Below are 13,386 nucleotides of genomic sequence, written 5' to 3'. Positions count from 1 at the left end.
GCTCTGTGGGCTGCCAGTTAATTATTTATTTTTCTTCTTTTTCGGATATAGATTATACACAATCGCTATCTGTAGATTGCGATTGTAGTAACTGGCGCCGGCTTCAGGTGATACGTTGACGAGTCCGTGAACGTAGCGAATGTGCAGGCTGAATTTGTCGAGCATGTCCAGAAAATCGTAATGGGCACCCACAACTACGCCAACGTCGTTTTTAGAACCGGGCCCACCAGTGCGTCCGCCATTCAATGCATAACTAAATTCAGGACCGGCCTGTATTGTAATACCTTCGGTCGGAATAAAACCTGCCAAAATAGGGAGGCTGGCGTAATAATACGATACACCGGTTGTTGACCGGCCACCTGTAGTAAGTTCCTGTTGAAACGTGCCTCCCCGAACACCTACCAACGCTTCGGGCTGTATAACCACCTTATGATACCGATACCGATACATGACACCGGCAAGAGGTTCCATAGCCCGGTGGGGAATATTTGGGCTAACCCCTGTAATGGCTAATTGAGTAAACGATACGCCAACTTTTACACCAAAATGGCCACCAACAGGGTTATTACTTTGTGCCCAGACGAAATGGGGAAGACTAATTGAAACAAGAAAAAAGAGTAAGCGATACGTATGCATACACGAGTTTAAAATGAGCGTTTACCTTTCGATAACGTAATATTACCGAAACGCTGCTCCTCAAGGATGCACAAAGTTGGTTAAAAAAACTTAAAGAAGCGGTTGCTACGTTCTCGATTGGCCGGAACATACTGCTTAATTGAGCCGTGGATCGACCGGGTAATGAGCAATGGCTTTGTATTCGCCACCCATACGTTTTAACACGCCCCGCCAGAACTCTTTCGTTGGCGTCTCGAACAAAAATTCAGCACTGGTACGGTTACTGTGACTCACAATCCACGATTTCTGACCTAGTTCAGCATCTAACTGGCCTTCGCTCCAGCCCGAATAACCGATGAAAAACCGCACATCCCGTTCGGTGAGCGTACCCAGATTCACGTATTTTTTAATCTGCTCAAAATCACCGCTCCAGTATAAACCATCTAACACCCGAATCGAGCTATCGATAAGATCGGGCCGACGGTGAATAAAGTGCAGAGTATTTTGCTGGACCGGCCCACCGATGAAAAGCGGTAAGTCGGTATGTACTTCTTCGATTACGTCACTCAGATGGATGTCTGTCAATTGATTGAGGACGAGGCCAAACGTACCAGACGCGCCGTGTTCGCAAACCAGCACAACGCTACGTTCGAAGTTATTATCGCCCATGTATGGCTCGGCAATTAGTAGGTCACCGTTCATTACGGTTGTTGAGTTCGTGTCCATAAACATCAGGTTGCTTTAAGCTGTTCGTAGCTAATTAACGACTTTTTTGGTCTGATATTGATACAAACTATTTTCTGAATACAGGTCAATGTTTTGGGATACCATTTCCTTTTTCTTAGCCTGTAAATCGTGTACTAAAGCCTCAAATCGTATATATGAAATAACAAAAATAGGCAACCTGCTGGTCGCTTACTTTTGTTTACGACTAAGGCAATGGTACGGATTTATAAAGCAGATGCCTACAATTGAAATGCCAATTTGATTTTTCGGCCCGAAATCCGTTCGAGAAGGGGACGTAGCATCTGGTCGGCGTTACGGCTCGTTTGATCTAAAATTCCGCTATTGAGTGCTGACTCACGAACCTGATGTTCGGCCTTGCGATACGCATCGCTTACTAATTGCGACTCATTCAGAAACGAAAACCGGGTATCGTAAACCCGCGAACGGTCGTGGTTGATTTTCCAGGTGCAGAGTTCAGGTTTAGGCAGTAGCACGGTGATTGAATCGCCATGGACGGCAATATCAGTTGGTACGATTTTCGTAAGATCCAGGCAGCCAGTAGCTTCTCCTTCGACCAGCAAAATAGCGTTGGCATTCGGCAGGAACGTATTGGCTTGTTCATGTTCAACAATATCTTTGAACGTATAACGTACCAGTTCCAGCTTTCCCATCGCCTTAACTTCTTTTAACACAATGCTTTGGGTAACACTGTCGCCCCGCCGAAACCGGCTCATCAAGTCGTTGCTACGTACCTGTTCCCAAATGGCGATCAGACCAACTACCAGCACGGCAATCAGAAACAAACGAAACAGGGCACTTATCAGTCGGGTCATGGATGAAAACCGTTGGAAGTACTACGTTCAAGTTAACACTGAATGAAGATAATTGAATGAACAATTTAAAATGAATAATGGATTTTCGTGGGATCAGATTTGAGTATCTGACCCACGAAACTTGTTAACACAAAAAGGCCCTGCAACCAGTCGGTTACAGGGCCTTTTACGTAAAATAACAGAGATCAGTACGTATGTCTGGTTTCTGAAGCGGGTTGTTTCTCCAGATCGAAGAGGTCATTCAGTACGTCGATTAGCGTTTCGGCTTCACCGCGTTTGCAGGCAGCTTTCAGTTGCAAGACTGGCAACTTGATGATTTTCTGCATAATACCCCGCGTGATTTTGTCGATTTTTTCCGACTCGTCGGAGGTAAGGTGCTTCATGTGCCGGGCAATCTCGTCGCGACGAATCTGCTCCAGCGCATTTTTGAGTTTATTAATCGTTGGCGATACCACCATTTCTTTCGACCAGTCGCCAAATTCAGCGATGGCTTGCGTAATAATGGCTTCGACCTGCGGAATAGACGCCATTCGCTGATTCAAAGCTTCGTCGGCCCGATTGCGAATATGGTCGATGTTGTACACCAATACGCCCGGAATCTGTTCAACCGACGTATCGACGCTACGTGGCACCGAGAGGTCGATGAAGTATTTAAAACTCAGAATTTTAACATTCTTCAGAAGCTGTGGCGTAATGAGTGCATCATCGAGCATAACCGACGAAATAATGACGTCGGCTCGGTAAATTTCGTCAGTCAGATTGGCAAAGTCAGCTACCCGGAAACCATATTCCTGAGCCAGTGCTTCGGCCTTCGATTGGGTGCGGTTGCACAACGTAATGTGGCTGACATCGCCACCCGAGCGGGCTTCAAGGTTTTTACAAACGTCGGTGCCAATCTCGCCCAGACCAACTACCAGAATATTCGGTTTTTGCCGTTCGCCAACCAGTTCTTCGATTAACTCTACGGCGGCATACGAAACCGAAGCCGCTCCATCGCGGAATGAGGTTTCCTGTGCTACCCGTTTGTTGGTGAAGAAAATCGTGTGCATCAATCGATGCAGAAACGGACCCGCCATATCGAGGTCGGCCGACCATTGGTACGACTGTTTCACCTGGTTCGGTATTTGCATATCGCCAATTACCTGCGAATGCAACCCTACACAAACTTCAAACAGATGCCGAACTGCATCGTCGTGGGCATCGAAAAACTGGAAATAAGGTAAATAATCGTCGGTATCGGTCAACCCTTTCTCAATGAGTAACAACCGGGCAATATCAGCGTTTACATCAGAGGACGTAGTTCCGGGTTCGAGGGCGTAATAAACTTCGGTACGGTTGCAGGTTGAGATGACGAGCAAATCCGTCAGCCCGAAAAAATCACGAAGCCGTAGCATAAAACCCTTGGCTTCGTCTTCGTTAAGTGCAATTAGTTCACGAACGCGAAGTGGCGCCGTTTTATGGGATAAACTAATTGCTTTGAACGTATCTAACATTTCCGATAAACTCACTAAATGGTCATAGACCTGCACAAATTTACAACACAATCATGGACGTAAAAACATCCAGCGAAACCATGCATTCTATTTAGAAGACATCTAAATAATCTCGAATTGTCTTCCTACAATCCTATTTACAAAATAAACACTTAAGACAGGCGCTACGTTCTCTCTGATACCACAAAGCGTATTTTTTGACAGGTGAAACAAGCATTTTATACCTTAGAATGCGTTATATACCCGGTTGAACCAAACACAAAATCAACGAAACCGCTTTTCAGATACTAAATCGATAAGCTGACGAGCGGTACTACACCATGCTGAAGTCATTTGACATTTACAGCCAGAATAATATTCTGAAAATTATTGTCGCCCTAAACCTGCTTCTGGTCGGAACGGGTTCGCTGTTGTATACGAATCGACTGATTAATCAACTGGAAACGCGTGAAGAGCATTACGTTCAGTTATACGCTAATTCGATAGCTTTTGTGGCTGATACCAGCCACTCCAACTCAGGTGATTTGACGTTTGTGACCAGTGAAATTCTGGAAGCAAACGAAAGCGTACCAGCTATTTACGTCAACCCGGATGGCCATATTGCCATGTATCGCAATTTTGAAGTTCCACTCGAATATGACACTATCCCAGAGGCTAAACAGAAGTATTTGCAACAAAAAAGAGAGGAAATGCGGAAAAACCATCCACCATTGATGGTTGAGGTCGGCAATGGAGTACGGGGTCTGGTTTACTACAATAACTCAAGCTTACTAAGGCAGTTAAACTATTTCCCGTTCTTGCTATTCGCTATTCTGGCTGTATTGAGCGTGCTGGCGTACATATCGTTCAGTTCATCGCGCCGGGCCGAGCAGAACCGGGTTTGGGTGGGACTGGCGAAAGAAACGGCACACCAGTTAGGTACACCAATGTCGTCGCTGATGGCCTGGGTTGAGTATATGCGTTCGGACCCAGACCAGTACGATGCCAGTATTACCGATGAAATTGAGAAGGACGTACAACGTCTGGAAACGATTACAGCCCGTTTTTCGAGCATCGGTTCGATTCCGACACTAAAGGAGGAGAATATAAACGACGTAGTGAAACAGTTCACCAATTACCTGGCCCGCCGGATTTCAACAAAAGTTAAAATGAGTCTGGAAAGTCAACTTCCAGCTACGCAGGAGGTGAAAATCAATAAGTTACTGTTCGAATGGGTTATCGAAAACATTTGCAAAAATGCCGTCGATGCCATGAAAGGAACGGGCGAGTTACGATTAAACATGTTAGCTCTGCCGCATCAGCAGGTAGCCATCGACATCACGGATACGGGGAAAGGCATATCGAAGGCCAATATGCAGAAGGTTTTCTCGCCGGGTTTTAGTACCAAAAAACGGGGTTGGGGATTGGGACTAACGCTGGCCAAACGTATCGTGGAAGAATACCATAGCGGAAAACTCTTCGTAAAAAGTTCAGAAGTCGGAAAAGGAACCACCTTCCGAATTGTTCTGAATGCTAACTGACGTAGCGCGCTTACTCGCCGTTTGGGAACGGCACGGTTACCGTATCGGTTTCGATGACGTTGCTTTCGTTGAGGTCGCGATCCCGGATTTTAATCTGGAATTTAGTTGGGTAGAGTGTAAAACTAGTTCCGTATTGAAACGTCTGGTTAAAATCCAGCGTCCCTTCAATGGCGCCTTTGGGTTTGCCGGGAGTGAATTCCGGGAAAATAAGCGTTGTGTTAACGGATAGAGGAAGCTCTTCAAATTTCTTATTGATTAGTCGAAACGTGCGAATCTGGTAATTACCCCACTTTCCATTCGAAGCGTATTTTGTCGAATCGGCTTTGGATGGTGGCAATGAGTTACCCAGGTTACCATCGCCATCGCGGAAGCCAATGGTAATCACGACCGAATCGCGTTTCGATTGGCCGACCCCTTTACCCGGCGCAATAGGATATTTAAATATCCCTTTGAAGTCGATTTCGGGCGTGTTCGAATAATTTGGTTCGTTGAAACAGGACGAAAGGAGCCAGGCAGCTCCAATAATGAAGAGATACGGGTGAATTTGTTGCCGTCGCATACTGTTGTACTTGTTACCCAATAAACGCTTAAATCTATTGTCTTTTCCACTTATTCGCTCAACCGAGGCCGAACCGATTCGACAGGCACTCCGGCGGAAAATTCTGGCAATAAGCAGCCAGTCGCCCGATGTTGCTCAATTTGACGAATTGGCCTTGTCTGTCTTTCATTATCAATCAACCTACAATCCGCTGTATCGTGACTACCTGAAGTATCTGAATGTACGTCCGGAACAAGTCACGGAAGTCCGCCAAATACCTTTTCTACCCATCGGTTTTTTTAAAAGACATACCGTGCAGACGGGCATCAGTAATCAATTCACTACGTTGCCTCCTGATACGTTGATGTTCGCCAGTAGTGGTACCACCGGAGACCAGACCAGCCGACATTACGTTCCGGATTCGGCACTTTACGAAGCCATCAGCGTCCAGATTTTTGAGCAACTTTATGGGCCGCTTCAGAATGTGAATGTCTTGGCGCTCCTGCCTTCTTACCTTGAACGAAATAACTCCTCGCTGGTGTATATGGTTCAGCGATTTATAGACCGAAGTAAACGTGTTTCGGTTGGAATGAACGTAACGCCTGAACCAACGAGTGGCTTTTTCCTTAACAACTACGACGAACTGACCAGTCAGCTACGTTCGCTGAGCCAACGTAACGTTCAGAAAAAGATTCTCCTGATTGGCGTAACATTCGCCCTGCTCGATTGGGCCGAATCGTCACCAGACCTGTCGTTTCTGGGTAACCTATCCAGCCTGATTATTATGGAAACGGGCGGTATGAAAGGCCGTCGGCGAGAGTTGCTGCGTGAAGAAGTGCATACACTTCTGAAAGATCGGCTGGGCGTACAGGCGATTCATTCTGAGTACGGAATGACTGAACTTCTGTCGCAGGCATATTCAACAGGAGAGGGCGTGTTCCGGCCAAGTCCGACGCTACGTGTATTACTGCGTGACATAAACGATCCGTTTCACCTGTATCCAAATGATTTTTCCCGTTCGGGCGGTGTCAACGTAGTGGATTTAGCCAATCTGGATTCCTGCTCATTTATTGAGACTCAGGATCTTGGCCAATACGTTGGTAATGAAGGCAATTTTCGCGTCATCGGCCGCTTCGATAACTCGGATGTTAGGGGGTGCAATTTGATGATACAATTGTGAAAGAGTGAAAGAGCGCACTTGCTGGAAATTCGCTCTTTCGCTCTTTCAAAATTGTATTACGCGTACGCTTTCACGTCTTCCAGCGATATCTCTTCGCCACACATGATGACCAGACGCTCGATGACGTTACGTAGTTCGCGTACGTTACCGGTCCAGGGGAGCGATTGCAGGTAGGCAATTGCATCGTTTGAGAGTTCCTTTGGGGGAGCGCCGTATTCGGTGGCAATGTCGTGAAGGAATTTGTCAGCCAGCAGCGGAATATCGACACGTCGTTCGGCCAGGGGCGGTACGTGAATCATAATTACACTGAGCCGGTGAAATAAATCCTCCCGGAAATTGCCATTTACAATTTCCTGCCGAAGGTCTTTGTTCGTGGCCGCAATGACCCGAACGTTTACCTTGATTTCTTTATCGCCACCTACGCGGGTAATTTTGTTTTCCTGCAACGCACGTAGCACTTTAGCCTGAGCCGACAGACTCATGTCGCCGATCTCGTCGAGAAATAACGTACCACCATCGGCCTGTTCAAACTTGCCAACCCGCCGGATTGCGGCTCCGGTGAAGGCCCCTTTTTCGTGGCCAAACAATTCGCTCTCAATGAGTTCGCTGGGTATGGCAGCGCAGTTAACTTCGATTAGAGGTTGGTTGGCCCGGCTTCCTTTTTCGTGAATCTGCTTGGCTACCATCTCTTTCCCCGACCCGTTGGCTCCTGTAACCAGCACTCTGGCTTCGGTAGCGGCCACCCGGTTGATCGTATCTTTGACTTTCTTAATCGGCTCCGATTCGCCGACAATTTCGTTCAGTTTGTAGATACGTTTCTTGAGGGTCTTTGTTTCCTGCAACAGCTTGGCCCGCTCGATGGCGTTGCGTACTGTTATCAACAGGCGGTTCAGATCAGGAGGTTTCATGATGAAATCATAAGCTCCCTGCTTCGTGGCTTCAACGGCAGTTTCGACAGTGCCGTGTGCCGAAATCATGATGAGTTGAGTGGCTTTACTGGCTTCGGTGACTTTCAGAAGAACTTCCATGCCAGTCAGTTTGGGCATTCTAACGTCGCACAACGCTACGTCGTAGTTATTGCGCAAGATCATCTCCAGCCCCTCTTCACCATCTTTTGCTTCATCGACCTCGTAGCCTTCATACTCCAGGATATCGCGTAGGGCTGCCCGGATTTTCCACTCATCATCTACGATAATCAGTTTGGCCATAGAACTGGATATTTTTTAAAAATAAAATTAGATCAGATTCTGGATGAATGTATAATGTAAAATGCACAATACCTTTTTTCCTGATTACCAGACCGGTAATTGTTCATTATTCATTATTCATTGTCAATTCTTAGTCGTATAAGCCCGAAAATAGGAAATTTATACCGCATCCGATGAACCACAGGGCAAATTTACTAAAATCCTTTGGTGGTTACTGGCTACCGTGGGAGTTGTAAACTTACCACTTCTGCTACGTTGGTACGTTGATCGATGGGGCGCATTCGAAACGAATACGTGTACGGTTTGGTCGCCGGCAACTGATATTCTTTATGAACGCGGGGTGACCAACTATCATCGCCCCCCAGCCCCATCTGAGCCATATCGATGTTCACGACCGTTACGTTACCTCGTTCAACTTCCTGATGATCTGGCCTTTTGGCCTCCAGCAACGCACTGTCCGTATAATCACGCGCGTTAACATGTAGGAACGTATCAGCATTTGCATCGGCAATAATGAGAAAGCCATTGCCCATAGTGTCAGTAAGTTTGGCCCAGCGAACGTCAGTTTTATTCCCATTTTCCTGCGCCATGCTGTAGGGGAAAAACTGGTCGGCAATTTTTGCATCATAAACACCAATTTTGGCCGCATCCTTCCGGTCGGTGTAGCTCTCGAATGGCCCACGACCGTACCAATTCATATTCGTAAAGGCGGGCAGTAAATCGACCTGCATACCCACGCGGGCTAGCGGAGGCAACGTACCAGATGGCGTATACGTAGTAGTCATCTGAACATCGCCTGTACCATATACAATGTAGTCTGTTTGCTGCGTGATAGTGCCGCCGGTGGCAGTCAACTCGTTCGTACAGCTCACTTTTATCATTTGCGGATGAGGCTCCATTTTGAAATCGACAGAATGAGCTTTGAACGTGTCGTAACCAGCCTGACGCCAACGGGTCGCAAACGAGTTTTTACCACCGCCTTCATCATTGTCAGTAGGAACGCGCCAGAGACTGGGCCGAAATCCCTTGTCTGATACGTCCGACGCCAGCATATTTTTTCCTCTGAAAAACCACTGACTCAAAGTGCCCATCGCTTTATCGAATACTACAGCGAAATCGCGCCCGCGAATCGTTACGTTGGTTGCCGTTGACGTAGCTTTCACGGGCTGAAGTCGGTTCATTCCAACGACAGTAGGCTCGGGCGAATTGATTTTTACCGGAAATTGCCCGCTGGCGACCTCATGCCCTGCTGATGCCCAAGTGTTTGCCTGTTTTAATCGAATGCTCACATTCAGGAAATATTCGCCTGATTGCGCCAACCGATTCACCGGATTTGGGCGAGCGTTCCCGTCAATCTGTCTCGAATCGAAGTATTCATCCAGCTTTACAGGAAGCGTAAGCACTTGCGTTTGACCGGGTTTGGCTACTAAATTATTTTCGCCACCGCGTTGTACTACCTCCCCGTTACGTATCAGTTCCCACTCCAGTCGAAAGAAGTCGAGCGGTAAAAATTCGTAGGTATTTCGTACGTTCAATTTGAAAGGCTGTCCTGCCGAAAGTGCCGTTGGGGGCGTTAATTTAACGTATTGATAGACAAGCTTTACTTCGTTCAGTTCGGGTTGGGGCGTTCGGTCGGGATTCACCAGGCCATCACAAGCGTTGGCACCATCAATGTAATTGATATGCGCTGTGTACTCTTTTCCCTCGCTGTTTTTCAGGCGTAACCCCTGGTCAACCCAATCCCAGATAAACCCACCCTGCATCCTTGGATACCGGTCAATGGCGGCCCAATAATCCTTCAGATTACCGACACTATTACCCATCGCATGGCCGTATTCGCACACGATAACAGGCCGATTTGGATCTTTTTCCATGAGTTTAACCATGTCATCGACAGACGGATACATCGTCGAAATGATGTCAAAACTGGTTAACGACGTAGCATTATAAGGATTTCTTCCTTCGTAGTGAATAGGCCGAGTGGCATCCATGAGTCGTATAATATCGGCCATATCGCGGAAGTTCTGTCCCATGCCGGTTTCGTTTCCCAGCGACCATATGACGATGCAGGGGTGGTTTTTGTCACGTTCGACCATCGCCCGACCACGCGCGACGAAGGCATCACGCCATTCCGGTTTGTCGGCCGGCGACTGGCCTTTTCCCCATAATTCATGACTTTCAATATTGGCTTCGTCGATAACGTAGAGGCCGTATTCATCACAGAGGTCGTACCAATCTGTTACGTTCGGGTAGTGCGAGGTACGTACCGCATTGATGTTGTATTGCTTCATCAACTTGATGTCCTGAATCATCGATTCCCGACCCATAACACGCCCGGTGTTCGGATCGAATTCATGACGATTGACGCCTTTATACGTAACAGGTTTGCCGTTAAGCAAAAGTAGACCATCACCCAGTTTCATCTCGCGAAAACCGATACGTTGGCTGATGGCTTCCGTAGCCTGTCCGTCGGAACCGAGCAATTGAGCGGTGAGTGTGTACAGCGTAGGCGATTCGGCATTCCATAAAGTGGGGGCCTTTACATCTTTAGTCAGCCGAAACAGCATTTCCTGCCCAGTATCCGTAGCATTGTCAGAGGGCAATGTTTCAGTAAAAACAATCTCTTTTTTCGGGCTGTACAACGTAACACGCAGTCGATAAGGAGGAGTTGTTCCAACGGCGTTCAGCGTGCGAACATTGGCGCTGATTTTCAACGTAGCATTCAGATACTGATCATCGAGATCGGTAACGATGGTTAAATCGCGCAGGTAGGTTCTGGGGCGAGATACCAGAAATACATCCCGGAAAATTCCGGAAATACGCCAGAAATCCTGATCCTCCAAATAACTCCCATCCGACCAGTTGATAACCTCAACAGCCAATAGATTTTCGCCAGTCTTGAGCTTGTCCGTAATCTGAAATTCGGCGGGTGTCATACCATCTTCGTGATAACCAATTGGTTGTCCGTTCAGGAAAACTCGACAGGTCGATTGAACACCGGCAAAGTGCAGAAATACGTTGTGGTTCTGAAAATTGGCTGGAACCGTAAACTTGAGCCGGTATAAACCCACAGCATTAGTATCGGAGGTAATACGTGGCGGAGTAGCCGGAAACGGATGTTTGATGTTGGTGAAAATAGGCCGGTCGTAAGGACGACCTTCGCGGGCGCCCACAACCTGCCAGTTCGACGGTACGGGCAGATTATCCCAGTTCTGATCGTTCAGCGTTGGCTGGTAGAATTCCCCGGGTACCAGCCGGGGATGTTTCACCCATCGGAATTTCCACGTACCATTCAGCAGCTTGATATTGGGAGATGTTCGCCAGTCGGTTGTGTTAAGTACTTGTTGTTCCGTTTCGAAAGGAACCAGATTGGCGTGCGGTTTTTCGGTGTTGAGACTGATAACCTGCGGATTTTCCCAGTCAGGCAGATTTTGGGCCTGGCAGATTGAGAATAAAAAAACGGTTAAAAAGAGGGTGATAGGTAAGCGTTTGTGCATAGTGAACGCGTTTATTTCTGTACACAAGCGAAGATGCGGTTCAAAACCAGCCTTTAAAGAAAGCATCTATTCACGAGCCTTACTGCAAAACAGCGTAAATTACGCATAATTTTTACCGCCATTAACCCATCAGACGTAATGCGTATACGTAATCTGGTTTTCTGTTCACTACTGATCTTACTCCACGTAACGTCGATAGCTCAATCACGTCGACGTGACCAATTAACTACTCCTCAAAGTAATGGACCCGTGCCAGTAGTTGCGGCTCCCCAAACGCGTCTGCTCGAAAGCCTGGTTATGAACAGTTCTTTGATGAATCAGGCGGTGAAGTTTTCAGTGTATTTACCTCCTGATTACTACGTTTCGAATCGTCGCTATCCAGTAGTATATCTGCTGCACGGACTGGGCGATGACGAAACGGGCTGGATTCAGTTTGGAGAAGCCGACCGTATTGCCGATGCCAGTATTCGATCGGGCGACGTACCGCCAATGATTATTGTGATGCCTAACGCGGGCGTTACGTGGTATGTAAATGATTATCAGAATAAAGTGCGTTACGAAGACATGTTTGTGCAGGAGTTGATTCCGCACATCGATTCGATGTTCCGAACGCGTACTCAGCGTGAATACAGGGCGCTTTCAGGACTGTCGATGGGTGGTTTTGGGTCGCTCATGCTGGCAATGCACCATCCTGACCTGTTCAGTTCATGCGCTGCCTTGAGTGCTGCTGTCCGTACCGATGAAAGCTTTAAAAGTATTCCAGATGAGCGATTTAATACGGTTTTCGCACCTATTTTTAGTGGGCCAGTCAAAGGCGATGACCGGCTCAGTCTTACCTGGAAACGTAACAGTCCCATAAATCTGGCCAAATCGGCACCAGAAGGCGATTTAACTCGCGTACGCTGGTACCTCGACTGTGGCGATGACGACGTCTTGACGGTTGGTAATGCGGCCCTGCATGTGTCTTTGCTGGAGCGGAAAATTCCGCACGAATACCGTGCCCGCGATGGCGCGCACACATGGACGTACTGGCGTACTGGTCTGCCTGAAGCGTTGAAATTTATTGGGACAGGTTTCCACCATTAACGACAAAATTGATTATCGTCGCTGAAACGGCACCGTTGCTTCGGTTGTGTCCCAGATCAGCATCATGTCCGCACCATTAGTGGCTGGTATCAGATTGATGGTGAATTGCTCGGCCATAGGCGTGTGCTGGCGGGATACAACTGGCACGCGCAATACGTCTTTGGATTGATCGTAATTGGTACCCCACTGACCGGTTTCGCTGTTGAAAATAGCAATCCAGCCTTGCTGTGAAGGAATAGTCCAGAATGAATAATTGCCCGCTTTTAAAGGCTGGCCGGCAACCGTTACGTCCTGACCTAATTCAATGACAGTCGCTTCGTTTGCTCCTGTTCGCCAGACCTTTCCGTAAGGTACCAAACCGCCGAAAATCTCCCGCCCTTTTTTATAAGGTCGGCAATAGGTCACTTTAATTTTCAGGCCGTTCTGATCGACTTCTGTAATGGCTTCTGGGCTACTGGATTTGGTCCAGCTACGTAGTGAAAACAGGCCAATCAGTATGACAGCAGCGATGATGCCGAGGATAGTAAAAATACGTTTCATGGAAGTGAGAGGGTTTTAACCGGACAGACTGCAAGGTAGGAATAATTCGTTATTTGCTCTACCGACGTAGCATTGCTACCTACGTATTAGCGTTCGGTTCCCATAACTATCAACTTATTTTGCTCATCCTTGTTTGTAGGCTGTAAAATA

The 13,386-nt window shown here is 47.4% G+C and carries 11 protein-coding genes; 3 read left to right on the top strand and 8 right to left on the bottom strand.

Going from position 1 to position 13,386, the window contains the following annotated elements; translation table 11 throughout:
- Positions 1-21 precede the first annotated feature (21 nt).
- The 4 genes from IC229_RS07950 to hemA form a co-directional block, all read right to left on the bottom strand.
- Complete coding sequence (locus IC229_RS07950) at positions 22-636, bottom strand: outer membrane beta-barrel protein (RefSeq protein ID WP_190886426.1); 615 nt, start codon at positions 634-636, stop codon at positions 22-24.
- A 135-nt stretch (positions 637-771) separates the two neighbouring features.
- Complete coding sequence (locus IC229_RS07945) at positions 772-1,341, bottom strand: YqgE/AlgH family protein (RefSeq protein WP_190886425.1); 570 nt, start codon at positions 1,339-1,341, stop codon at positions 772-774.
- Positions 1,342-1,580: 239 nt separating this feature from the next.
- Positions 1,581-2,174, bottom strand: a complete 594-nt coding sequence (locus tag IC229_RS07940) for a DUF4230 domain-containing protein (RefSeq protein WP_190886424.1) — start codon at positions 2,172-2,174, stop codon at positions 1,581-1,583.
- 185 nt (positions 2,175-2,359) lie between these two features.
- Positions 2,360-3,667, bottom strand: coding sequence for a glutamyl-tRNA reductase (gene hemA, locus IC229_RS07935; protein ID WP_190886423.1), 1,308 nt, complete (start codon positions 3,665-3,667; stop codon positions 2,360-2,362).
- 320 nt (positions 3,668-3,987) lie between these two features.
- Between hemA and IC229_RS07930 the strand changes: the two genes are divergently transcribed.
- The gene (locus IC229_RS07930; protein ID WP_190886422.1) at positions 3,988-5,187 is read left to right on the top strand and encodes a sensor histidine kinase; all 1,200 of its coding nucleotides are present in this window, start codon (positions 3,988-3,990) and stop codon (positions 5,185-5,187) included.
- A gap of 10 nt (positions 5,188-5,197) precedes the next feature.
- Here the strand turns inward: IC229_RS07930 and IC229_RS07925 are convergent, their stop codons facing one another.
- Positions 5,198-5,746, bottom strand: coding sequence for a hypothetical protein (locus IC229_RS07925; RefSeq protein WP_190886421.1), 549 nt, complete (start codon positions 5,744-5,746; stop codon positions 5,198-5,200).
- 37 nt (positions 5,747-5,783) lie between these two features.
- Here IC229_RS07925 and IC229_RS07920 point away from each other — a divergent pair, with 37 nt between their 5' ends.
- A complete protein-coding gene (locus IC229_RS07920) occupies positions 5,784-6,905 on the top strand; it encodes a LuxE/PaaK family acyltransferase (RefSeq protein WP_190886420.1) in 1,122 nt (373 codons plus the stop codon).
- A gap of 56 nt (positions 6,906-6,961) precedes the next feature.
- Here IC229_RS07920 and IC229_RS07915 read toward each other — a convergent pair whose 3' ends face one another.
- Together IC229_RS07915 and IC229_RS07910 are read right to left on the bottom strand one after the other, a co-directional pair.
- Complete coding sequence (locus IC229_RS07915; RefSeq protein WP_190886419.1) at positions 6,962-8,113, bottom strand: sigma-54-dependent transcriptional regulator; 1,152 nt, start codon at positions 8,111-8,113, stop codon at positions 6,962-6,964.
- Between the two features lie 218 nt (positions 8,114-8,331).
- The gene (locus tag IC229_RS07910; RefSeq protein ID WP_190886418.1) at positions 8,332-11,610 is read right to left on the bottom strand and encodes a glycoside hydrolase family 2 TIM barrel-domain containing protein; all 3,279 of its coding nucleotides are present in this window, start codon (positions 11,608-11,610) and stop codon (positions 8,332-8,334) included.
- A 138-nt stretch (positions 11,611-11,748) separates the two neighbouring features.
- On the opposite strand from IC229_RS07910, the gene IC229_RS07905 reads away from it, so the two are divergent.
- A complete protein-coding gene (locus IC229_RS07905) occupies positions 11,749-12,696 on the top strand; it encodes an alpha/beta hydrolase (protein WP_190886417.1) in 948 nt (315 codons plus the stop codon).
- 12 nt (positions 12,697-12,708) lie between these two features.
- Here the strand turns inward: IC229_RS07905 and IC229_RS07900 are convergent, their stop codons facing one another.
- Positions 12,709-13,236: a DUF2911 domain-containing protein gene (locus IC229_RS07900; RefSeq protein ID WP_190886416.1), complete on the bottom strand. Its 528-nt coding sequence runs from the start codon at positions 13,234-13,236 to the stop codon at positions 12,709-12,711.
- Positions 13,237-13,386 lie beyond the last annotated feature (150 nt).

Source organism: Spirosoma profusum, from assembly GCF_014699005.1.
In the GTDB taxonomy this organism is placed as follows: Bacteria; Bacteroidota; Bacteroidia; order Cytophagales; family Spirosomataceae; genus Spirosoma; species Spirosoma profusum.
The sequence above is the reverse complement of the archived record's forward strand: the minus strand, read 5'-3'. Positions and strand labels throughout refer to the sequence as shown.